This is a genomic window from Ferrimonas balearica (genome assembly GCF_019802085.1).
In the GTDB taxonomy this organism is placed as follows: Bacteria; Pseudomonadota; Gammaproteobacteria; order Enterobacterales; family Shewanellaceae; genus Ferrimonas; species Ferrimonas balearica_B.
The window spans coordinates 276,862-298,408 of record NZ_JAHVHV010000002.1 but is presented as its reverse complement, the minus strand read 5'-3'; the positions used below and the strand labels follow the sequence as shown (position 1 = coordinate 298,408).

The following is a 21,547-nucleotide window of genomic DNA, read 5'->3' as shown; positions in this document are numbered from 1 at the left end:
GCTGAGCAGAATTCACAACCTATGCGTCCGGACCAGCTGGATCTCAACCTTCTCAAGGTGTTCGAAGCCCTCTACCGGGAGGGCAACGTCTCCGCCGCCGCCCAGGCCCTGCACGTCACCCCCTCCGCCGTCAGCCACGCCCTCAAGCGGCTGCGCACCCAGTTGGGGGAGCCCCTGTTTGAGCGCCAGGGCAACGGCATGCGCCCCACCCCCAGTTGCCAGCGCATGGCCCCGCTGCTGCTGGACCAGCTGGCCCAGTTACGCCAGTTGCTGCAGGCCTGGGGCCACTTCACCCCCGCCGAGGCCAGCCTGGCCTTTCGCCTGGGGATCCCCGATGCCCTGGAGCCTTTGGTGGTGCCGGCACTGGCCCGCACCCTGATGACCGAGGCGCCCCACAGCACCCTGACCAGTGCCCGTTTCGACCGCCAGCAGCTGGTGCGGGAGCTGGCTCAGGGGCAGGTGGACCTGGCGGTGGACGTGCGCCTGGCGCCGGAGCCGGAGCTTTGCCATCAGGCGCTGCTGGAGGACGAACTGGTGGTACTGAGCGACGTCGCCCTCACCGCCCTGGATCGCACCACCTACCAGCACCGCCCCCATGTGGTGGTCTCCAGTCGGCCCCGGGGACGGGTGCTGGAGGCACTGCCCCTGGCGGAGCAGGGGGTGGAGCGCCGGGTGACGATCCGCTGCCAGAACCACCAGACCGCCGCGACGATGGTGGCCGGTACCGACTACCTGCTGACCCTGCCCCGGCGGATCGCCGAGCCCCTGGTGGGACCCCAGTGCCGGCTGCACCCTTTGCCGGTGCCCCTGCCCCCGGTGCAGATCCACCTCTACTGGCACCAGCGCCGGGACGCCGATCCCGCCCTGGTGTGGCTGCGCCAGCGGCTGGCCAGCAGCCTGGAGCGTGGCCCCGGCGCCGCGCCCGCACCTTGAGGTTAATTCAAGGTTAAATCCCACACACTTTGTATCAGATTGATTTTTGTACAGTCGGCAACAAGGCGTTAACGTTCTGTTTTGCTTTTCAATTTACAGACAAGGAGTTGTCTATGCGCCGATTGACCCACAGCCTGATCCCCCTGGCCCTGACCCTGGTGCTTGGGGCCTGCAGCAGTGCTCCCCAGGGTGGGGACAGTGAAGAGGGCGCCACCACCGCCGAACGCAAGGACGGCTACCGCTGCGACCGGGTGGTGCAGGCCGGCTCCCGCATGCCCACCCGCCGCTGCACCACCTCGGCCCAGCGCGAAGCGGAAGCCCAGGAAGCGGCCCGCATCATGCGCACCCGCACCGTCACCCCGCAGAGCAACTGACGAAGAGCGCAGACACAAAAAAGCCCGCCAAATGGCGGGCTTTTTATTGGGCTATCGCGTCAGCTTACAGGGCGATGCCGCGGCGGATCAGCAGGGCCTCGGAGGTGGGCTCATCGCCCTTGAAGCCCTTGTAGGCTTCCATCAGGTCCTGGGTGTTGCCGATGGAGAGGATCTTCTCACGGAACAGCTGGCCACGCTCGCGGGTCAGGCCACCGGTGTCGCGCACGTGGGCGAAGGCGTCGGCCGCCAGGATCTCACTCCACATGTAGGCGTAGTAGCCCGCAGAGTAGCCGCCGGCAAAGACGTGGGCGAAGTAGGTGGACTTGTAACGGGGCGGGATGGCGCCCAGGTTCACACCGTGCTTCTTCAGCGCTTCGGCTTCGAAGGCTTCCACGTCGGTGACTTTCACGTCACTGCCCATGGCGTGCCACTCCATGTCCAGCAGGGCCGCGGACAGGTACTCCAGGGTGTCGAAGCCCTGGTTGAACTTGCTGGCCGCCAGCACCTTGGCCAGCAGATCCGCGGGGATCGGCTCACCGGTCTCCACGTGCTTGGCGTAGTTGGCGATCACTTCCGGGTGCACCGCCCAGTCTTCCTGGTAAGTGGAGGGGAACTCCACGAAGTCCCGGGACACGCTGGTGCCCGCCAGGCTGGGGTAGGTCACATCGGAGAACAGACCGTGCACACCGTGGCCCATCTCGTGGAACATGGTGGTGGCTTCATCGAAGCTAACCAGCTGGGGCTGGCCTTCGCCGGCCTTCTCGATGTTCATCACGTTGACGACCACCGGCTTGGCGTTCATCAGGTTGGACTGACCGACAAAGGCGTTCATCCAGGCACCACCGCGCTTGCCCTCACGGGCGAAGTAGTCGGCGTAGAACAGAGCCATGCTCTTGCCATCGTGATCGAACACCTCGTAGACCTCGACGTCCGGGTGGTAGCTCGGCAGGTCGGGGCGCAGCTTGAAGGTGACGCCGAACTGACGCTCCATGGTGTAGAAGACGCCGTCCTTGAGCACCTTGTCGAAGGAGAAGTACTTGGCCACCTCGGCGGCGTCCAGGTTGAACTTCTGCTGGCGCACCTTCTCGGCGTAGTAGAGCCAATCCCAGGGCTGAACCTCACCTTCCACCCCGTCGGCGGCCATCATGGCGGCGATCTCCGCCGCTTCCTTCTCGGCGTTGGCCACCACCTTGGGCGCCATGGAGCCCAGCAGGTCCATCACGTTCTCCGGGGTCTTGGCCATCTGGGACTGCAGCTTGTACTCGGCCCAGTTGTCAAAGCCGAACAGCTCGCCCTTCTCGGCGCGCAGCTTGGCCAGCTCCAGCAGGATCGCCTGGTTGTCGTACTCGCCTTCGGTGGCGCGGTAGGCGGAGGCCTCCCACAGCTTCTGACGCAGCTCGCGGTTCTCCAGGCTGGACAGGGCGGACTGGCGCGTGGTGTTGGTCAGGGTCAGCAGGTAGCCTTCCAGACCGGCCTGCTCGGCGGCGGCCTTGGCGGAGGCGATGGCGCCTTCGGTCAGACCGGCCAGTTGGGCCAGATCGGCCACGGGCACGGCGCTCTCCTTGCTGGCGGCCAGCAGGTTCTGGCCGAAGCGGTTGGTCAGCTCGGACAGGCGCTTGTTCAGCTCACGCACCTTGAGCTTCTGCTCGGCGGTGAGGTTGGCACCGGCGCGGACGAAGCGCTCGTAGGTCACTTCGGTCAGGCGCAGGCCCTCGGGAGTCAGGCCCAGCTCGGCGCGATGGTCGTAGATCGCCTTGACCCGCTCGAACAGCTTGGCGTTGAGGTAGATGTTGTCCTGGTGCTCGGCAAACTTGGGGCCCATCTCGGTTTCCAGGGCGCGACGGGCGTCGTTGCCGGTGGAGCTGGAGAGGTTGTAGAACACCGAAGCGGTGCGGCCCAGTAGCTGACCACTTTTCTCCATGGCCACCAGGGTGTTATCGAAAGTGGCCGGCTCGGGGTTGTTGGCGATGGCGTCGATCTCCGCCATGTGCTCTGCCATGCCCGCCACAAAGGCCGGCTTGAAGTGATCGTCGGTGATCTTGGTGAAATCCGGAGCCTGGTACAGCAGGGTGCTGGCGTGCTTGAGCGGGTTGCTGTCCGGCAGGGCGGCGGTGGCCACTTCGGCTTCAACGGCGGCGGCCGGAGCATCAACGGCGACGGAAACGGTGGGGTTGTCGGAGCAGGCGGCCAGGGCCAGGACAACGCTGGAGGCCAAAAGAGTCTTGCGTAACATCCAATCGATCCTTGTGGTTGAACGCGGGTGTCCCGGCCCCGAAACTCAGTGCCTTGCCGACAGCCCGAAAATGCGTGTTTTGATTGTTATGGTGTATCGCTGCGCAATCGCGGCAACGTGACCGATACATTATCCCAACACACATTAACCGTTAAGCCACAGAAGTAACAAAGTGTGTTTTCAAGATCCTACGAGTCGCCCCGGACTCCAGGGGCTCAGCCGTCGGTGCCCCAGGTGATGGCGAAGGGGTCCTGATCCGGGTCGTCGTTCCAGTGATACTCCGCCAGTGCGGCGATGCGCTCCGCTTCCTCCCGCCCCTTGAGCTGGGCCACCAGGGCCAGGGCCGCGTCGGTGCCTGCCGACACCCCCGAGGAGGTGATAAGACGGCCATCCTCCACCCAGCGGGCCCGCCCCTGCCACTGGGCCTGGGGGGCCAAAGAGGCCACCCACTCAAAGGCCGCCTTGTTGGTGGTCACCCGCTTGCCGTCCAGCAGTCCCGCCTGGGCCAGCAGCGCGGCGCCGGTGCAGACGCTGAAGACCCGCTCGCTCATCTGCGCCTGGCGGCGAATTTGGGCGACCAGCTCCGGCTGGTTCACCAGGGTTCGGGTACCCAGACCGCCGGGCACCAGGAACAGATCCAGCGGTTCGGGCTCAGACAGCGGGCGGTCCACCACCACCCGGGGGCCCTGGTAGGCCCGGGCGGTCTCCCCGGCGCCGATAAGCTGGATCTGGGCGCCGGGCATGTGGCCCAGCATCTCCACCGGGCCATGCAGGTCCAGGGTTTCGTAGTCATCGAACACCAAAGCGCCGATCCGGTAGGGGGTGCCGTCGCCGCGCAGCTGGGCGGGCATGGGGGTCTCCTTGGCCCACAGGGGGCGGCTGGCCAGAGCCAGGGTGCTGGCCCCAAGGGCGGTGAGGAAGTGACGTCGGTTCATTATGGTCATCCTTTGCGAAAGATGACCGGTAGAGGGAGAAAAGCGGGACGGGGTTCCGCCCCAACACCGGGCGATGGGCCAGTTTGCCGGCGAGTTCACGGCCCGGGCCGGCCGAGACGAAGCCCTCTGCGCAAGCGGTTACTTCACCGACACCTTACCGCCGACGATTTTAAACGCCGGCGTGCCGCGCACCAGGGTGTCCCGGGCGAACTGGCTGCCGCAGCCGGGACAGATCCCCGGCGCCTGGGTGAAATCCTCGGCGATGCGCTCCTTGAAGCACTTCACCAGGGCCCCCTTGCCGCCTTTGCGATAGCGGTACAACGGGGTACGGCACTTGGCGCAGGCGATGGCCACCGTGGTGCTGGGCCCCTTGGGGTTGGGCTTGGCCATCAGCGCAGTGCCTTGGCCAGATAGCGGTCCAAGGCGTTGGCGAAGGCCATCCGCTCAGTTTGCGACAACGGCGGCGGCCCCCCGGTCTGCACGCCACTGGAGCGCAGGGTGTCCATAAAATCGCGCATGTTGAGGCGGGCCCGGATGTTGTGCACCGTGTAGAGCTCGCCTCGGGGGTTCAAGGCCACGGCGCCTTTTTCGATCACCTCCGCCGCCAAGGGGATGTCGGCGGTGATCACCAGATCCCCCGCCTGCACCCGGCGGACGATCTCGTTGTCCGCCACGTCGAACCCCGCCTGCACCCGCAGGGTACGGATGTGGGGGCTCGGTGGCACCGACAGCGGCTGGTTGGCCACCAGCAGCAGGGTCAGGCCGGTGCGGTCCGCCGCCCGATAGAGGATCTCCTTGATCACCTTGGGGCAGGCGTCGGCATCGACGTAGAGGGTGGGCCGCTCAGCCATGCTGCACCGCCACCTCGTAGCCGGTGAACTTGCGGATGTTGATCACCCCGGTGTCGAAGATCAGGTACTGGCCCTTGATCCCCAGCAGCTGGCCGGACACCTCGGGGACCTTGTCGAAGTTGTGGGAGGCGATCTTCACCGGGTACTGGTTCACCGGGTAGTCGATTGTCACCACCGCCTCGTCCAGCCGCTCGATGGCGTCCACCCCGAACTGGCTGCCCAATGCCGTCAGCTTCTCTTCGATGGCCGGCAGCAGGCGCTCGGCCTCGGCCTTGAGATCCATCGGCGCGCCGGCGCCTTTGAGCATCGCCCGCCAATTGGTCTTGTCCGCCACCAGCTTGGCCAGTTCCACCTCCACCAGGCCCGACAGCTGCCGGGTGGCCACCTTGAGGATCGGCAGCGCCTGGGTGGCGCCCTGATCCAGCCAGCGGGTGGGCACCTGGCTGTGGCGGGTGATCCCCACCTTGAGGCCGGAGGTGTTCGCCAGGTAGACGAAGTGGGGGATCATGCAGTGGGTCTCGCCCCACTCGGGCTCCCGGCAGGTGCCGGCGGCGAAGTGGCAGGTCTCCGGCTTCATGATGCACATGTCGCAGCGCGCCAGCTTCTTCATGCAGGGGAAGCAGTGGCCCTGGGAGTAGCTCTTGCTGGTCTTGCGCCCGCAGGCGTCGCAGTAGATCTTGCCGGTGTAGTTGAGGGTCAGGGTCTGGCCGATCAGGGCGTTGAGGGGCAGGCGCTCATCGCCCACCTTGAGCTCGTACTGGGCGGGCTGGCCCAGCTGAATCGCCATCTTGGAGAGGGTGCCTTGCATGGCAAGCGTGCTCCTTGGGGAAAAAGCCCAGTGTACCAACCCCACCGCGGCTTGCCCAAGGGGCACGCACGATGGCGGCGTTCGATACACCACAACCTCAGACGCAGCGAATCAAAGGCAGTGCGTGAGAGCTATAGGCTCAAGAATCCCACGGTGACTTTCGTGCGACAAAGGGCGAAAGCCGAGGATACTGCTCTGGAGGACAAACCGGATATACCGCCTTCAAGTGCCAATTGATGTCATTGAGCATCTTATTATGTAAATCAGCTTTCCCCTCTTTTTCGGCAATGGTCCGGCTCAACTCCTCAATGAAAGGTCTATTTGCGCCCACCGCCGAGTCCAGCCCGATACACACCTGAGAAAAGTCCAATCCAGGTTCGCTCCATTTGGATATCTCAAGAACGGTGTTAACCGCCCCCTCGACAAAGCCAACTGAGCTCGATACATAGCTCTCGTTGAAGATATCCGCCGCAGCACTCCCTGAGACTCCGAGCATGGCAGCCCCAATCAGCATCCTTCTTGGAGACAGAGCAAGCATATGCATTTTCGTTATTTTTACTTTTCAGCCAGAGACTTAGACCGAGATTATCACGACTGGCGCTCTCGCTCTTCAGCCAACGAACACTAAGGCGGGAAAACACCCCCAAACATCGTCGACTGGCGGTGCCGAGTGAAAGCGACTTAGAGCGCCACCGAGGGCCAAGGATGGCCCGAGTGGCTGGCCGAGAAGGATTCGAGTCCGGCCAGAGTGGCGCGGCAAGGCGCGCCGAGCGAGGAGACTCGCCGCCCGGAGGCATTAGGGGGTGTCGGGGGACCTGTCCCCTGACCTGCCGCGGGGCAGTCCCCGCAATACCTCTGCGACCTCGGTGAAGTGCTGAGCGCGACGAACAATAGTGGCACCACGGGAAATTAGCGAACAAAGACAAACTAACCTCAATAAAATTAAGGCCATAGCCGGATTGCCGCACCCGGTAGGCAGTGCAATAATCGAACAATCTCGCGAGGGACAGCCAACACACTGCAGGGAGCACGCGATGGCGAAGGGCCGCAAGTTTTCGATCCGCATCACCGTTGGGGGATTACTGATCCTGGCAACGCTGCTCACCGGCCTGGTGGGCCTCAGCCTGCAGTACTACTTCACCCAGGAGATGACCAAAGCCGGCCTGGTGGACCGCCTCTCCCTGACCAGCAAGGCGGTCTCCAGCGAGATCCGAACGCTCGATGATGAGGCCAACTATGCCGCCCAGTTGCTGGCCCAGGTGGCCCAGGAGGCCCTGACGCCGGATCAGGAGGCCCGCCAGCAGTCCCTGCTCATTCAGGCCCTTGAGGGCAATCCCCTGTTCTACAGCGCCTACTTCGGCTATGGCGATGGCCGCTTTGTGCAGGTGCTGAACCTGCATTCCTCCCAGTTGGTGCGGGACAAGATGGGCGCTGCCCCGGACGACCGCTGGGCCGTCATCCACTACCCCGCCGACTCGGCCAAGCGCCTGCGTACCACCCGCCTGTTGGACGCCGCGCTGAGAGAAACCGACCGCCACCAGGAGTCGGACAACTACGCTCCCCATCAGCGGCCCTGGTACAAGGGGGCGATGCAAAGCGGCACCTACAAAACCGCGCCCTATCTGTTCCACAGTCTGGAGATCAACGGCCAGACCTACGCCCAGCGTGTGGGGGATTCCGAGGTGGTGGTGGGGATCGACGTGGTGCTCTCCTCCGTTGCCCGAAAGTTCGCGGACTACGCCCGTCACCATGAAGTGGACGCCACCGCGGAGGCCTACTTCTTCGACCAGAACGGCGAGATCCTGGCCACCAACCAGACGGTGCCCTCCGAGGTGCCTCTGCCCCCCTCCAAGCCGCTCACGCTCACCGCAGAGCAACAGCAGTACCTGGCCAACCTGGGCACGCTTCGCGTCTCCAACCAGGACGCCTGGGAGCCGATGGACTTTACCCTGGGCGGGGTACCCAAGGGCTACGCCATCGATCTCTTTGCCCTGATCAGCGAGATGACCGGCATCGAGTTCAACTTCAGCAACGGCCAGAGCTGGGATCAGTTGCGGCGCGGCTTTATCGACGGCGACATCGACGTCTTTCACTCGCTGCAGCGCAACCTGGGCAGTCGTCACCTGGGGCGCTTCACCCAGCCCATCTACCGGATGCCCTTCGCCCTGATGACCCGGCCCCAGGCCCCCATCAGCGCCCTGCATCAGTGGCAGGGCAAGCGACTGGGTATCATCGCCGGCTGGTCCATCATCCCCGCCCTCAAGGCCGACTACCCGCAACTGGAGATCGTCGAGTTCAGCGATCTCAAGCCCGCCTTCGATGCCCTGAGGGCCAACCGGATCGACGGCATCATCGACTCGGACGAGGTGCTCAAATACAAGATCTCCCAGTATTTCTTTGTTGATGCCCAGCTTCACGACACCCTGAGCGACATCAACAACCGCTACGACGGTGACTTCTACATGGTGGTCAGTCACGACCGGCCGGAGCTGCAGGAGATCCTCAACCGGGCGCTGGACAACATCAGTCCGGCCCAGCGTCAGGCGCTGAAGGAGAAGTGGCTGCAGGCGGAGCACGGCCGGCCCAGCGCCAAGTTCGCCAGCACCGTGCCCCATAAGGCGATCCTCGATATCGTCGACAGCGGTCGGGGCCTGGGCACCCTGCAGCGTCGCACCCTCAGCGACCAACCCGCCTACCTCTATGTGGAGCAGGTGGGGGATCTGAACCAGGTAAAGGACTACATCGCGGTGGCCATCCCCGAGGCCTTTGTTCAGAAATTAGTGACCGAGCGGATCACCCCCTCGGTGCTGATCACCGCTGGCGTCATCATCCTGTTACTGCCCCTGGCCTGGCTGTGCAGCCGGCCCATCGTCCGGCCCATACTGCAGTTGCGCCACGAGACGCTGAAGATCGAGGGGCGCCGGTTTGACGAGGTGCAGCGGGTCAAGACCCAGATCAAGGAGATCGACGATCTGTCCCAATCGGTCAACCAGATGGCGGCCACCATCCATGCCCATGAGCAGGCGCAGCAGGCCTTTATCGAGTCCTTCATCAAGCTGATTGCCAACGCCATCGACGACAAGTCCCCCTACACCGCCGGTCACTGCAACCGGGTGCCGGAGCTGGGGGCGATGCTGGCCGAGGCGGTGGAGCAGAGCCAGGCGGGCCCCTTCGCCGATTTCGCCTTCGCCAACGAGGATGAGCGCCGGGAGTTTCGCATCGCCGCCTGGCTGCACGATTGCGGCAAGATCACCACCCCCGACCACATCGTCGACAAGGGCAGCAAGCTCGAAGCAATCTACAACCGCATCCACGAGGTGCGGATGCGCTTCGAAGTGTTGTGGCGGGATGCGGAGATCAGTGCCCTCAAGGCTCAAGCCGAGGCCCCCGCACAAGCGGAAGAGATCACCCGGGCGCTCGAGGCGCGCCAACAGCAGCTGCAGCAGCAATTCGCCTTTGTCGCCCAGTGCAATGTCGGCGGGGAGTATTTCGATCCGGACAAGGTGGCCGAGCTGCACGCCATCGGCGCCCAGACCTGGGTCCGCCACTTCGACGATCGCCTCGGCCTCTCCCCCCAGGAGGAGAGCCTGCTGCAGGACGAGGGCCAGCCCTTGCCGGCCACCGAGCCGCTGCTGGCCGATCGGCCCGAGCACAAGATCCAAGCCCGCCAGGATCGGACGACGGACGAGGCGCTGGGGATCACCCTGCGGCCTCCGGCGCTGGAGCAGAACCTGGGGGAGCTGTACAACCTGAGCATTGGCCGGGGCACCCTCACCGCCGAGGACCGCTACCGCATCAACGAGCACATGGTCAGTGGCATCAAGATGCTGGAGAGCCTGCCCTTCCCGCCGGAGCTCAAACGGGTGCCCCGCTACGCCACCACCCACCACGAGACCCTGGATGGCCGGGGGTATCCCCGCGGTCTCACCGAGGCGCAGCTGTCGGTGCCGGAGCAGATCCTGGTGCTGGCGGACATCTTCGAGGCCCTCACCGCCTCAGACCGGCCCTACAAACGCGCCAAACCCCTGTCCGTGGCCATCGACATCATGCACAAGATGGCGCTGAACCGGCACTTCGACCGGGCGCTGTTCGAGCTGTTCCTCACCAGCGGCACCTACCTGCGCTACGCCGAGGCCTACCTGCCGGCCGAGCAGATCGATCCGGTGGACATCAGCCAGTACTTGAGCGACGACGAAGAGGCGGCGGCCTAGCCGCCAACGACGGGCTCAACCGCGCAGAGAACAGCGGCCCACAAAGGGGCCGCTTAAGACAGGAGAGGTCATCGGGTTTGGGCGCTCAGGCAAGCCGAAGTCCCGGATTCAGAAAGGCAGCTCCACACAGCCGCACTCTTCCCCCACGGACTCGTAAAAGCCGGTGATCCCCCCATCCAGGTTCACCACCCGCTCCCAGCCCATGGCCAGCAGGGTGTCCGTGGCCAGGCGGCTGCGGGCGCCGGTGCCGCAATAGACCACCACCGTCTTGTCCCGGGGCAGCTTGTCCCAGGCCTTGAACTCCAGGAACCCCCGGGGAATGTGCACCTCGTTATCGGTGAGGGTGCGGCCGTTTTCCCTCTCATAGAGGCTGCGCACATCCAGGATCACCAGCGCTTCGCCGGCGTCCAGTTTGGCGCGCAGCTGCTCGGCACTGAGGCTTTGGACCCCGGTGGCCTGGGTGGCCAGGTAGCCGGCCTTGTCCAGGGGCTCGGCCCCGAGGGAGCGGCTGCACAGGGCGGTCACCAGCAGCACCAAGATCAGGGTCAGCCATTGCAGCACGGGTTTCATGGGTGAACTCCTCAAAAAGGGGGCCTAATTTCAAGGTAGATCCCTGACATCAAAGGGCCTTGACCTAGCGCAAACCCGATTCAACTTTTGCCGGGAACCGCCCTTTTGGGGGCCGAACGGCCGCCGAAAAACGGCCTCAGCATCAGCTCCAACATCACGCTCAACAGCAGGGCCAGGCCCAGACCCCAGCCGATGGCCGTGGGGGTCAGCAACACCTGGTAGCGATAGTGGGCCAGGGCGTCCTGGCGCAGGCTGGCGTCGGCGCCGCTGACCAGATGCCAGGCCTGGCGAAACTGGCCGCCGGCCATGGCGGCCTGCTCCGCCTCCAGCAGGCTGACCCGCCCGACGATGAGGGCCACGGAGTCGGCGTCCTGGCGAAACACCGCGTCCTGGCTGTCGCGGTAGTGGGTCACCAAGGCGGTGAGATCGCCGTCGAAATGACGGTCGGCGGTGGCCTGGAACCCGCTGAGGTTCTGCCGCGCCTCCTTGAGGTGCGCATCGAGGCGCTGCTGGTAGAGGTGCATCACACCGGGGATCTGCACGCCCATCAGCACGCAACAGAGAAACAGGGTGAGTCGGGCGTAATCCTTGAACATGGGGTCTCCTTGGGGTGTGCCTGCTCAGGGCGACAGAATGGCGTCGGGCGTTGAGGGAACGGCGAGGGCGTTGGGGCTCAACCGGGCAGTGAGGATGTGATCCTGCCAGCGGCCGTTGATCTTGAGGTACTGTGGGGCGAAGCCTTCGCGGCGAAATCCCAGGCGGGCCAGCACGGCAACACTGGCGAGGTTGTGGGGCTGCACACAGGCTTCAATGCGGTGCAGCTTGAGGGTGTCGAAGGCGTAGTCCACCACCGCCCCCACCACTTCGGTGGCCAGCCCCGCTCCTTGACGATGCTGGGCGACGGAGTAGCCGACGCGGGCGCTTTGCCGCACCCCGCCCTCGATGCCGCTGAGGTTGACCACGGCGATCACCGCCTCGCCCTGTGGGTCCAGGGCCACCAGGGAGAGGGCGGTGCAACGTTCGAACTGTTGCCACTGGCCGTCCAGCCGGGTCAGCCAGGTCCGCTCGCAGTACCAGCTGTCGTCACGGGTCGGCTCCCAGGGGGCCAGGTGGGTGCGGTTGTCGCGGCAGTAGCGGGCCATCTTCGCCGCGTCCTCGGCCACCGGACTGAGCAGGGTAACCAGGCTCCGGGGCGTAGACAGGCGAGGGACGGCCAGCAGGGCGCTCATTCGATGGGCTTGCGCAACTTGACCGGTTCGGCGCGCCGCTTGCGCATCTTGAGATTGAGCATCTCCACCGCCACCGAGAAGGCCATGGCGAAGTAGACGTAGCCCTTGGGAATGTGCACTTCGAAGCCTTCGGCGATCAGGGTCATCCCCACCAGCACCAGGAAGGAGAGGGCCAGCATCTTCACCGTGGGGTGGCTGTCGACGAACTCGCCGATCGCCTTGGCGGAGAACAGCATCACGCCGACGGCGATGACGATGGCGATGGCCATCACCATGATCTGATCCGCCAGCCCCACCGCGGTGATCACCGAGTCGAGGGAGAACACCACGTCGAGGATGGCGATCTGCACCAGGATCATCCCCATGCTGGCGGTGCCGGAGCTGCTGTGCGCCTCGCTCTCCCCCTCCAGGCTGTTGTGGATCTCATGGGTGGCCTTGGCCAGCAGGAAGAGACCGCCGCCCACCAGGATCAGATCCCGGCCGGAGATCCCCTGGCCGAACACGCTGAACAGCGAGTCGGTCAGCCCCATCACCCAGGTCAGGGAGAACAGCAGCGCCAAACGGGTCACCATCGCCAGACCCAGCCCCAGGCGACGGGCAAAGTCGCGCTGACGCTCCGGCAGGCGGGACACCAGGATGGAGATAAAGATGATGTTGTCGATGCCCAGAACGATCTCAAGAGAGGTCAGGGTCGCCAGGGCGATCCAGGCTTCCGGGCTGTAGATCCAGTCAAACATGGTGATCAGATGCACCTGAGGATTGAAAACCTTATCTAACGCCTTTTTTTCAATCCTGGCAACGGGTTAACCATGAAATTCTGTTTAGCTTGGTGATCGCCCTGTTGCCATTTGGCGCAAGCGACGGGCAGAGCAGCGGGTTTTTGCGGCGCGAAGGGGAGCGCGGGCCCCGATCGGGGCCCGACGCGTCAGAGCTTGAAGTGTTCCACCTGGCGCTTGAGGGCCAGGGTGTCCTCCTCCATCTCGGCGGAGATCTGGCCCAGGGCGTCGCCGTGGCTGGCCAGCTTGAGGCTGTCGTCGCGGATCTCCACGGCGTTGGCGGAGAGTTCGGCGCTCACCCCGCGCTGCTGCTCGGCGGCGGCGGCGATCTGGGTGGCCATGGTGGAGATCTGGGTGATGGCCACCGTGATGCTGTCCAGGCTGGTGCGGGCCTGCTGGGCCTCCTCGGCGCTGGCGTCCGCCAGCTCGGTGCCCCGGGCCATGGCGTCCACCGCCTCCTGGCTGGTGGCCTGCAGCGACTCGATCATCTGGCGGATCTCCTCGGTGGAGGCGTGGGTCCGCTGGGACAGCACCCGCACCTCATCCGCCACCACGGCAAAGCCCCGGCCCTGCTCCCCGGCCCGGGCCGCTTCAATGGCGGCGTTCAGGGCCAGCAGGTTGGTCTGCTCGGCGATGGTCTGGATGGTCACCAGCACCTGGTTGATCTGCTGAGCGTGGCTCTCCAGCTGGCCGATCACCTCGGCGCTGTGGCCGATCTGGCGGGCCAGGTCGGTGCTGGCCTCGCTGGAGCGGCCGATCACCCGCTGGCCATCGGCACAGGCCCCGGCGGCGTCCTGGGCCGCCTCGGCGGTGGCAGCGGCGCCCTGGGCCACCTCGTTGGCACTGGCGGCCATCTCGGTCACTGCGCTGGCCACCTGGTCGAGCTGATGATGCTGGCGCGCCACCGCCTGCTGTTGCTGCTCCGCCATGCCGTGGTTGTCCCGGGCCCGGCCCAGCAACCGATCGCTGCGCTCACCGATGGCGGTGACCATGGCGGCCAGGTGGGCGACGAAGCCGTTGAGGCGCAGGGACACCCGGCCAATCTCATCCTCCCGCAGCACCGGCAGGCGGCGGCTGAGATCCCCCTCCCCCTGGGCCAGGTCCAGGATCGCCGCCTCCAGTTGCTCCACCGGCTTGAACAACAGGTGCAGCAGCCAGGCGGTGGCCAGGGCGACGAACAGGATGAGCCCCAGGGTGATCACCCCGGCCCGCTGCATCATGGCCACCGTGGCCTGATTGGCGTAGGTCTCATCCAGGGCCACCACCAGCTGCCAGTCGCTGCCCGGCAGGTTGCCCACCCGCACCAGGGTGTCGCGACCGTCCAGGGTCAGGCTGATCATTTCGTTGCTGCGGGCCAAACGGTCCAGCGCGCTTTGGTCCAGCTCCGGGTAATGCTGAGCCAGGGGGGTCAGCAGGCGGGCGCTGTCCGCGTGGGTGAGCAGCCGCTCGCTGCCGTCCAGCAGCATCAACTGGCCCTGCTGGGCCGGCAGTGCCTCGGTGGCCAGACGGGCCAGGGCATCGATGGTGATGTCCGCGGCGATCACCCCCTGGTGGGCGCCGTCGAAGGGGGCCGCCAGGCTGACCACCATGCCGCCACTGCCACCGACGTCCTGGTAGGGCGCGGTCATGATGAGGCGGCCGGCGGCCATGGCGTCCCGGTACCAGGGGCGCTGAGAGAGATCGATGTTCGGCGGCGGATTGACCAAGTCATCCCAGACGATGCGCCCCTCGGCGTAACCGGCGTAGAGGCGGGTCACCTCGGCGCTTTGAGCCAACAGGTGGAACACCTCGGGGCTCAGCGCCTGGTCGGCCAGTTGGGGGGCCATCTGGGAGACGGTACGGGCCCGCAGTCCCAACCAGGCGTCAAACTGCTGCTGGAAGGTGGCCATCAGGGCGGCGCTGTGCTGGGCGATCTGGGTTTCGCGCTGCTCTTGGTATCGGCTGAGGATCAGGCCGGTCTGGATCAAACTGGCGGCGATCACCACGGTGGCGATGAACGCCTGCAATCGGTGCTTGAGGCTCATGGGGTCCTGCGGCTTGGCGGCTGGGGGGAAAAACGGCCGCCCATCTTACAAAACCCACTGAAATATCAAGATAAAAACTTACAGATGACTGAGCTTGTTTGAGCGGGATCACGCCCGGCAGCGGCGCCGGGCGTCAGGTCCAACCTCAGCGGCGATAACGGCCCAGCAGGGCATCCAGCTGGGCCGCCCGCTGCTGCAGCTCGCCGCTGCTGGCCATGGTCTGCTCACTGGCCACCACCGCCTGGGCCATCTGGCCCTGAACCTGCCCCAGACCTTCGCTGACCTCGCCGGTCAGGGCCGCCTGTTCGGCGCTGCTGGCCACGGTGCGCCGCTGCAACTGGGCCAGTTCCGCCAGGCCCTGCTCCAACCGGCCTAGGGCCTGGCCCAGCTGGTCCACGGTATCCACGGTGGCCCCCACCTGCTCGGTGGAGCGGGCCATGGCGTGTACCGTCCGCTCGGTGCCCGCCACCACCGCCTCAATCATGCCGTGGATCCGCTGGGTGGAGTCGGCGGTTTTGCTGGCCAGGGCCCGCACCTCCTCCGCCACCACGGCAAAGCCCCGGCCGTGCTCCCCGGCCCGGGCTGCCTCGATGGCGGCGTTGAGCGCCAGCAGGTTGGTCTGATCGGCGATCTGGGCGATCACCTGCACCACGGTGTCGATCTCCTCGGAGGTGCGGGCCAGCTCCGCCACCACCTGTTCCGCCGAGCGGATCTCACTGACCACCTCACCCACCTGGGCCCGGGCCTGGGTCATCACCGTCAGGCCGTCGTTCATCTCCCGAGCCAGGGCCTCCAGGGTGTCCTGGCTGTGGCTGGCGTCCCCGGCCAGTTGTCGGGCATGGCCCGCCAGGGCGCCATTGGCCTCGGCAATCTGCCCCAGCTCCCCCTGCTGATGACGCACCGCCCGTTCCGACTCCCCCGCCGCCGCCAGCAAGTCGCTGCCCTGCTCATTGAGGGCCGTGGCGGTGCGCTCCAGCTCGTCCACCAAGGCGGCGGTGCCCAAGGCCAGGCTGTTGAAGTGTTCGCCGATGCGGTGCAGTTCATCGGCGCCCCGGGGCGGCACCCGGACGCTGAGATCCCCCTCGACAAAGGCGGCGGTGGCCCGCCCGGTGGCGGCCACCATGGCGCTCATGTGCCGGTAGAAACCGGCGGCCAGCAGCACAAAGCCCATCAGCCCGATGGCCAGCACCGCCAGCTGGACTCCCCGCTGCCACACCAGGGCGCGATGAGCCTCGGCCAGTTCCCCGGCCAGTTGGGCGGAGAGGTGGCCCAGGGCCTGGCTCAGTGCCTCACTCAGGGCCCGCTCCTGGGCCAGCAGATCCGGCTGGGCCGTGATGGCGTCGGCGTCGATAAAGTCCCGCTTCACCCGCACCAGGTAGCGCTCCAACGAGGGCAGCAGCTCCGCCACAGGGCCCTCGGTCTGGGCCACGGAGGCGGCCTGCAGGCGGCGCAGCTGGCGGCTGAGGCGCTCATGCTGGGCGGTCAGGGCCAGGTAGAGATCCGGGGTGAAACGCCCCAGGTGCAACAGGGCGCCGGTCTGGGCCTGCACCCGGGCCAGCTCCAGTTGCCAGGCCGGCAGCGCCAGGGCCCAGATCTGCGCCTCGGCGGGACGCTGCACCAGGCTTTGCAGGCCACTGCCCTGCAGCTGGCGGCGCAGCCAGAGGTCCACCTGGTCCGGATCCGACAATCCCTGGCCGTCGAAGGGGAAGTTGGGATGGCGCACCAGGGCCGCTTCCAGTGCCGGGGAGAGGGGGGCGATCTCCGGGTGGCCGCTGTCCTGGTATTGGGTCTGCAGCAGCAAACGATCGCGCCGGCTCTGGGCGTCCCACAGCGGCAGCAGTTCGGCCAGTTGGGCCTGCCACTGGCGGGCCTGGGCCAGCTTGGCCAGTTGCGCCTGGCTGTGGCCAAGCTGGGGGAGCAGCAAGCTTAATAGGGGGATCAGCAGAAACAGCGCCAGCAGGGCAAACTTGTGGCGAAACGGCAGCCGCGCCATCAGGCGTTCACTAAGGGTCAGCACCGGGACACTCCTTGTCGGGGTTGAGATCCATTCAGACCATTCTCATCCTAGACCGCGCTGCGGCGGTTTTGCTTTCCTCATTGAGTTAACTCAGAAAAAAAGCGGCCGAAGCCGCTTTTGTGAGGACAGGTGACGCTCAGATCTCGTAGTGCAAACCGCACTCCCGCTTGAGGCCGAAAAAGCGGGTCTCCTCCTCGCTCATCCCCAGCTCCAGCGGCCGACTGGTGTGCACGTCCCCCACGGAGACGTACCCCTCATGCCACAGCGGGTGGTAGGGCAGTTCGTGCTGCTGCAGGAACTCGTGCACCCGCTTGTTGTTCCAGTCGAGGATCGGCAGCAGCTTGAAGCGACCGGAGCGGACGTCGAGGAAGGGCAGCTCGGCCCGGCTGCTGGCCTGCTCGCGGCGCAGCCCGGCAAACCAGCTGCCGATGTTCAGCTCCTCCAGCGCCCGCTGCATCGGTTCCACCTTGTTGCGGCGATTGTAGCGGTCGATGCCGTCCTGGCCCTGCTCCCACTCCTGACCGAAGCGGGCGATCTGCCAGGCCGGGGAGAGCGCCGCCCGGTACACCTGAAGATTGAGATCCAGCCGCTCGGTCAGCTCATCGATAAAGCGGTAGGTCTCGGGGAACAGATGCCCGGTGTCGGTGAGGATCACCGGGATCCCGGGGGCCTGCTCGGTCACCAGCCGGAGCATCACCGCCGCCTGCACCCCAAAGCTGGAGGAGAGGGCGTGCTCGCCGGGCAGGTTTTCCAGGCCCCAGGCCACCCGCTCCTGGGCGGTCAGGGGGGCCAGCTCCCGATTGAGCTGGGCCAGCTCGGCCGCACTGGTGCGATCGGCCCGGCGCTGGGACAGTTGGGTCAAGGCTTGACTGGCCATCACGACGCTCCTTAGGCGTAGAAATCCTGCTTGGGCACCACCACGGGGGCGACGATGCCGGCGCGAAGCACAAAATCCCCGAAGCTTTCGCCGTCCTGGCGCTGGGCCACCCATTGGCCGATCAGCCCGTCGAGCTCCGCCAGGATGGCGTCCTCGTCCAGGTTCTCCCGGTACAGCTTGGGAATGCGGGTGCCGCTCAGGTTCCCCCCCAGGTGGAGGTTGTACTTGCCCGGGCCCTTACCCACCAGGCCCACCTCCGCCAGCATGGCGCGGCCACAGCCGTTGGGGCAGCCGGTGACCCGGAAGATGATCGCCTCGTCCGGCACCCCGTGCTGGGCCAGCACCCCGTCCAGGCGGTCGACGAAATCGGGCAGGAAGCGCTCCGCCTCCGCCATCGCCAGGGGGCAGGTGGGCAGGGAGACACAGGCCATGGCGCTCTTGCGCTGGTTGGAGTGGCCGTCGTTGATCAGGCCGTGCTCCCGAGCCAGGGCCTCGATGGCCGCCTTGTCGGCTTCGGCCACCCCGGCCACCACCAGGTTCTGGTTGGCGGTCATGCGGAACTCGCCCTGGTGCACCCGGGCGATGGCGGCCATGCCGCTTTTCAGCGGTTTGCCGGGGGTATCCAGCAGCCGGCCGTTCTCGATAAAGAGGGTCAGGTTGTGCTTGCCATCGATGCCCGCGGTCCAGCCAAAGGCGTCGCCGCGGCCGGTGAGGCGGTAGGGACGGGTCGGTTCGAAGGCCCAGTCGGCGCGGCGCTCCACCTCTGCCTTGAACACCTCCAGCCCCACCCGGTCCAGGGTGTACTTGGTCTTGGCGTTCTTGCGGTTGACCCGGTTGCCCAGATCCCGCTGGGTGGTCACCACGGCGGCGGCCACCTCCAGGGTCTTGTCCAGGGGCAGGAAGCCGAACTCGTCGGCGGTGCGCGGGTAGGTGCTTTCGTCGCCGTGGGTCATCGCCAGGCCGCCGCCCACCAGCAGGTTGAAGCCCACCAGCTTGCCCTGCTCGGCGATGGCCACAAAGTTCATGTCGTTGGCGTGCAGGTCCACGTCGTTGTGGGGCGGCACCACCACCGTGGTCTTGAACTTGCGCGGCAGGTAGGTCTTGCCGAGGATCGGCTCCTCCTCTTCGGTGCTCTCCACCTTCTCGCCGTCCAGCCAGATCTCGGCGTAGGCCCGGGTTTTCGGCAGCAGGTGTTCGGAGATCTTCTTGGCCCACTCGTAGGCCTCGGTATGCAGTTCCGACTGCTCCGGGTTGGAGGTGCACAGCACGTTGCGGTTCACGTCGCCGGCGGTGGCGATGGAGTCAATGCCGATGCGGTTCAGCGTCTGGTGCATCTGCTTGATGTCCCGCTTGAGCACCCCATGGAACTGGAAGGTCTGGCGGGTGGTCAGGCGGATGCTGCCGGCGTGGGTGTGCTCGGCGGCAAAGGCGTCGATGGCCAGCCACTGGCTGGGGGTGATCACCCCGCCGGGCATCCGGGCCCGCAGCATCACGGTGTGCAGGGGCTCGAGCTTCTGCTCGGCCCGCTCGGCGCGGATGTCGCGGTCGTCCTGTTGGTACATGCCGTGGAAGCGGATCAGCTGGAAGTTGTCGGCGGTGAAGCCGCCGGTCAGCGGATCTTTGAGATCCTCGGCGATAGTGCCCCGCAGCAGCTGGCTTTGGCCCTTGATCCGTTCGTTGTCCGCCAGGGTGCCCTGGACCACCAGGGGCGCCAGCTCGGCGGGCAGTCTGTGTTCGTTGCTCATCAGTACACGTCCTTCTGATAGCGCTTGGCTTCGCGCAACTGCGCCAGGTAGTGTTCGGCGTCCTCGACGCTGCGGTTGCCCTGTTCGGCGATCACCTCAACCAGGGCCGCTTCCACGTCCTTGGCCATGCGTTCGGCGTCACCACAGAGATAGAGGTGGGCACCCCGCTCCAGCCAGGCGAACAGCTCGGCGCCCTGCTCACGGACGCGGTCCTGGACGTAGATCTTGTGAGCCTGGTCCCGGGAGAAGGCCAGGTCGATGCGGGCCAGCAGGCCACTGTCGACGTAGCCCTGCCACTCCACCTGGTAGAGGAAGTCCTCGGTGAAGGTGGGGTTGCCGAACAGCAGCCAGTTGTCGCCCTCGGCGCCCCGGGCCTCGCGCTCCTGCATAAAGGCACGAAACGGCGCCACGCCGGTGCCGGGGCCGATCATGATCACCGGGGTGTCGTCCGACTCGGGCAGGCGGAAGTTGTCGTTGGGCTCGACGTAGACCCGCACCTCGGCACCGGCCTCCAGGCGGCGGGCGAAGGCGCCACTGACGGTGCCCAGGCGATCCTCACCGTCCCGCTGGTCGGCCACCAGGGCCACGGTCAGGTGCACCTCCTCCTCCACCTCCGCCTGGGAGGAGGCGATGGAGTAGAGCCGTGGGGTCAGCTTGCGCAACAGCCCCACCAGCTGCTCGGCACTGGGGCTTGCCGGATAACGACGGGCCAGATCGATAAGCTGGTGCGATTTGATGAGCGCCTTGAGGGCCTCATCGTCCGCCACCGTCGTGTTCAGCGCCTCATCGCCCGCCAGCTCTGCCCAACCCTTGACCAGGGCCGGGTGCAGCAGGGTCAGCTCGAAGGTGTCGGTCAGGGCCTGGCGCAGGCTGACTTCGCCGGCTTTGACCGTCACCGGAGTCTCACCATCCAGTTCGGTGGCCTCCAGCAGCTGGCTGACCAGCGCCGGATCGTTGTCCATCCACACCCCCAGGGCATCGCCGGGCTGGTAGCGCAGGCCGGAGTCCTCCAGGCTGAGCTCCACGTGGCGGGTGTCCTTGACCGAACCGCGACCGGTGATCTTCTGACTGAGCAGCAAAGGCGCCGGGAAGGGGTTGGCGCGGCTGTAACTGCTGGTGCTGGCAAAGGGCACTATCGCAGCGGAAAGCCCCTGGGCGGCTGCGGGGCCCTGGGCGGTGCCGGTGTCCAGCTGGCTGAGCACCTCCCCCTGCCACTGCTCGGCGCTGTCCTCGAAGTCGACGTCGCAGTCCACCCGCTCGGCCAGACGCTGGGCGCCCAGCTCCGCCAGACGAAGGTCGAATTCCTTCCCGGTCTGGCAGAAGTGATCGTAACTGGAGTCCCCCAGCGCCAGGACGCTGTACTTGAGCTCCGACAGTTTGGGGGCCCGGGCGGAGAAGAGAAACTTGTGGAAGGCGATGGCGTCGTCCGGCGGATCCCCCTCGCCGTGGGTGCTCACCACCAGCAGCAGCTGGCGCTCGCTTTTGAGCTGGCGCGGCTTGTACTGGGCCATGGAGACCAGAGTGACCTCGACCCCCTGGGCACGGGCCTGATCCGCCAGCGCGGTGGCCACCGAGCGGCTGTTGCCGGTCTGGCTGCCATAGAGGATGGTCAGGGGGGCGGCGCTCTGGGCCGCCGGTGCCACCGCCGCGGCGGCGGGGACGGCGCCCTGGTTGGCCACCGCCGCCAGGTAACCGCTGATCCAGGCCGCCTGCACCGGATTGAGCTCCGCTGCGAGGGCGCGCAAGGTCTGGATCTGCTCCGGGGCCAGCATGCCGGCCCCGGCTTCAAACTCCTTTAACAACATCGAATCGCCTACTGGTCCTGTTGGTGTGGCTACAGGGTAGGCAGTGCGAGTATTTATAAAAAAGATTGATTACCGAATTTTTATAACCAAATAGAATATTAATCTCGTGTTTAAAATTCACACTATGTGAAGTAAAACAAGAAATTGTTTTTCCGATTG

18 protein-coding genes are annotated in these 21,547 nt (G+C 65.9%); 3 read left to right on the top strand and 15 right to left on the bottom strand.

Annotated features, from left to right (window positions below; all coding sequences use genetic code 11):
* Positions 1-21 precede the first annotated feature (21 nt).
* Both KUV81_RS09665 and KUV81_RS09660 read left to right on the top strand, forming a co-directional pair.
* Positions 22-933, top strand: a complete 912-nt coding sequence (locus tag KUV81_RS09665) for a LysR family transcriptional regulator (RefSeq protein ID WP_222543658.1) — start codon at positions 22-24, stop codon at positions 931-933.
* Between the two features lie 113 nt (positions 934-1,046).
* The gene (locus tag KUV81_RS09660) at positions 1,047-1,307 is read left to right on the top strand and encodes a hypothetical protein (protein ID WP_222543657.1); all 261 of its coding nucleotides are present in this window, start codon (positions 1,047-1,049) and stop codon (positions 1,305-1,307) included.
* Between the two features lie 64 nt (positions 1,308-1,371).
* On the opposite strand, the gene KUV81_RS09655 is transcribed toward KUV81_RS09660, so the two are convergent.
* From KUV81_RS09655 to KUV81_RS09630, 6 genes are all read right to left on the bottom strand, one after another.
* Positions 1,372-3,540: a M3 family metallopeptidase gene (locus KUV81_RS09655; RefSeq protein WP_222543656.1), complete on the bottom strand. Its 2,169-nt coding sequence runs from the start codon at positions 3,538-3,540 to the stop codon at positions 1,372-1,374.
* Between the two features lie 215 nt (positions 3,541-3,755).
* Entirely contained in the window at positions 3,756-4,475 is a 720-nt protein-coding gene (locus KUV81_RS09650) for a DJ-1/PfpI family protein (RefSeq protein ID WP_222543655.1), read from the bottom strand.
* Positions 4,476-4,613: 138 nt separating this feature from the next.
* Positions 4,614-4,865 (bottom strand): hypothetical protein, encoded by a 252-nt coding sequence (locus KUV81_RS09645; protein WP_222543654.1) that lies wholly within the window; start codon positions 4,863-4,865, stop codon positions 4,614-4,616.
* Positions 4,865-5,326 carry a YaiI/YqxD family protein gene (locus KUV81_RS09640; protein ID WP_222543653.1) on the bottom strand — a complete coding sequence of 154 codons (462 nt, stop codon included), beginning with the start codon at positions 5,324-5,326 and terminating at the stop codon, positions 4,865-4,867. The genes KUV81_RS09645 and KUV81_RS09640 overlap by 1 nt, the downstream gene beginning before the upstream one ends.
* A complete protein-coding gene (locus KUV81_RS09635) occupies positions 5,319-6,134 on the bottom strand; it encodes a DUF2797 domain-containing protein (RefSeq protein ID WP_222543652.1) in 816 nt (271 codons plus the stop codon). Before KUV81_RS09635 ends, KUV81_RS09640 begins: the two co-directional genes overlap by 8 nt.
* A 139-nt stretch (positions 6,135-6,273) precedes the next feature.
* Complete coding sequence (locus KUV81_RS09630) at positions 6,274-6,672, bottom strand: hypothetical protein (protein WP_222543651.1); 399 nt, start codon at positions 6,670-6,672, stop codon at positions 6,274-6,276.
* Positions 6,673-7,168: 496 nt separating this feature from the next.
* Here KUV81_RS09630 and KUV81_RS09625 point away from each other — a divergent pair, with 496 nt between their 5' ends.
* Complete coding sequence (locus KUV81_RS09625) at positions 7,169-10,345, top strand: HD domain-containing phosphohydrolase (RefSeq protein WP_222543650.1); 3,177 nt, start codon at positions 7,169-7,171, stop codon at positions 10,343-10,345.
* A gap of 108 nt (positions 10,346-10,453) precedes the next feature.
* Here the strand turns inward: KUV81_RS09625 and KUV81_RS09620 are convergent, their stop codons facing one another.
* The 9 genes from KUV81_RS09620 to KUV81_RS09580 form a co-directional block, all read right to left on the bottom strand.
* Positions 10,454-10,915: a rhodanese-like domain-containing protein gene (locus KUV81_RS09620; RefSeq protein ID WP_222543649.1), complete on the bottom strand. Its 462-nt coding sequence runs from the start codon at positions 10,913-10,915 to the stop codon at positions 10,454-10,456.
* An 80-nt stretch (positions 10,916-10,995) separates the two neighbouring features.
* Positions 10,996-11,511, bottom strand: coding sequence for a DUF2937 family protein (locus KUV81_RS09615; RefSeq protein ID WP_222543648.1), 516 nt, complete (start codon positions 11,509-11,511; stop codon positions 10,996-10,998).
* Positions 11,512-11,535: 24 nt separating this feature from the next.
* The gene (locus KUV81_RS09610; protein WP_222543647.1) at positions 11,536-12,144 is read right to left on the bottom strand and encodes a GNAT family N-acetyltransferase; all 609 of its coding nucleotides are present in this window, start codon (positions 12,142-12,144) and stop codon (positions 11,536-11,538) included.
* Positions 12,141-12,881, bottom strand: a complete 741-nt coding sequence (locus tag KUV81_RS09605; RefSeq protein WP_222543646.1) for a TerC family protein — start codon at positions 12,879-12,881, stop codon at positions 12,141-12,143. The genes KUV81_RS09610 and KUV81_RS09605 overlap by 4 nt, the downstream gene beginning before the upstream one ends.
* 188 nt (positions 12,882-13,069) lie before the next feature.
* Complete coding sequence (locus KUV81_RS09600) at positions 13,070-14,944, bottom strand: methyl-accepting chemotaxis protein (protein ID WP_222543645.1); 1,875 nt, start codon at positions 14,942-14,944, stop codon at positions 13,070-13,072.
* A gap of 145 nt (positions 14,945-15,089) precedes the next feature.
* A complete protein-coding gene (locus KUV81_RS09595) occupies positions 15,090-16,961 on the bottom strand; it encodes a methyl-accepting chemotaxis protein (RefSeq protein WP_222543644.1) in 1,872 nt (623 codons plus the stop codon).
* Between the two features lie 136 nt (positions 16,962-17,097).
* The gene (locus KUV81_RS09590) at positions 17,098-17,838 is read right to left on the bottom strand and encodes a phosphoadenylyl-sulfate reductase (protein ID WP_222543643.1); all 741 of its coding nucleotides are present in this window, start codon (positions 17,836-17,838) and stop codon (positions 17,098-17,100) included.
* Positions 17,839-17,849: 11 nt separating this feature from the next.
* Entirely contained in the window at positions 17,850-19,583 is a 1,734-nt protein-coding gene (cysI, locus tag KUV81_RS09585) for an assimilatory sulfite reductase (NADPH) hemoprotein subunit (protein ID WP_222543642.1), read from the bottom strand.
* Positions 19,583-21,388 (bottom strand): assimilatory sulfite reductase (NADPH) flavoprotein subunit, encoded by a 1,806-nt coding sequence (locus KUV81_RS09580; protein ID WP_222543641.1) that lies wholly within the window; start codon positions 21,386-21,388, stop codon positions 19,583-19,585. The genes cysI and KUV81_RS09580 overlap by 1 nt, the downstream gene beginning before the upstream one ends.
* Positions 21,389-21,547 lie beyond the last annotated feature (159 nt).

Excerpts from the sequence above, each read along its gene's own strand:
- KUV81_RS09665 (WP_222543658.1), top strand. The coding sequence starts at position 22 with ATGCGTCCGGACCAGCTGGATCTCAACCTTCTCAAGGTGTTCGAAGCC.
- KUV81_RS09660 (WP_222543657.1), top strand. The coding sequence starts at position 1,047 with ATGCGCCGATTGACCCACAGCCTGATCCCCCTGGCCCTGACCCTGGTG.
- KUV81_RS09655 (WP_222543656.1), bottom strand. The coding sequence starts at position 3,540 with ATGTTACGCAAGACTCTTTTGGCCTCCAGCGTTGTCCTGGCCCTGGCC.
- KUV81_RS09650 (WP_222543655.1), bottom strand. The coding sequence starts at position 4,475 with ATGAACCGACGTCACTTCCTCACCGCCCTTGGGGCCAGCACCCTGGCT.
- KUV81_RS09645 (WP_222543654.1), bottom strand. The coding sequence starts at position 4,865 with ATGGCCAAGCCCAACCCCAAGGGGCCCAGCACCACGGTGGCCATCGCC.
- KUV81_RS09640 (WP_222543653.1), bottom strand. The coding sequence starts at position 5,326 with ATGGCTGAGCGGCCCACCCTCTACGTCGATGCCGACGCCTGCCCCAAG.
- KUV81_RS09635 (WP_222543652.1), bottom strand. The coding sequence starts at position 6,134 with ATGCAAGGCACCCTCTCCAAGATGGCGATTCAGCTGGGCCAGCCCGCC.
- KUV81_RS09630 (WP_222543651.1), bottom strand. The coding sequence starts at position 6,672 with ATGCTTGCTCTGTCTCCAAGAAGGATGCTGATTGGGGCTGCCATGCTC.
- KUV81_RS09625 (WP_222543650.1), top strand. The coding sequence starts at position 7,169 with ATGGCGAAGGGCCGCAAGTTTTCGATCCGCATCACCGTTGGGGGATTA.
- KUV81_RS09620 (WP_222543649.1), bottom strand. The coding sequence starts at position 10,915 with ATGAAACCCGTGCTGCAATGGCTGACCCTGATCTTGGTGCTGCTGGTG.
- KUV81_RS09615 (WP_222543648.1), bottom strand. The coding sequence starts at position 11,511 with ATGTTCAAGGATTACGCCCGACTCACCCTGTTTCTCTGTTGCGTGCTG.
- KUV81_RS09610 (WP_222543647.1), bottom strand. The coding sequence starts at position 12,144 with ATGAGCGCCCTGCTGGCCGTCCCTCGCCTGTCTACGCCCCGGAGCCTG.
- KUV81_RS09605 (WP_222543646.1), bottom strand. The coding sequence starts at position 12,881 with ATGTTTGACTGGATCTACAGCCCGGAAGCCTGGATCGCCCTGGCGACC.
- KUV81_RS09600 (WP_222543645.1), bottom strand. The coding sequence starts at position 14,944 with ATGAGCCTCAAGCACCGATTGCAGGCGTTCATCGCCACCGTGGTGATC.
- KUV81_RS09590 (WP_222543643.1), bottom strand. The coding sequence starts at position 17,838 with ATGGCCAGTCAAGCCTTGACCCAACTGTCCCAGCGCCGGGCCGATCGC.
- cysI (WP_222543642.1), bottom strand. The coding sequence starts at position 19,583 with ATGAGCAACGAACACAGACTGCCCGCCGAGCTGGCGCCCCTGGTGGTC.
- KUV81_RS09580 (WP_222543641.1), bottom strand. The coding sequence starts at position 21,388 with ATGTTGTTAAAGGAGTTTGAAGCCGGGGCCGGCATGCTGGCCCCGGAG.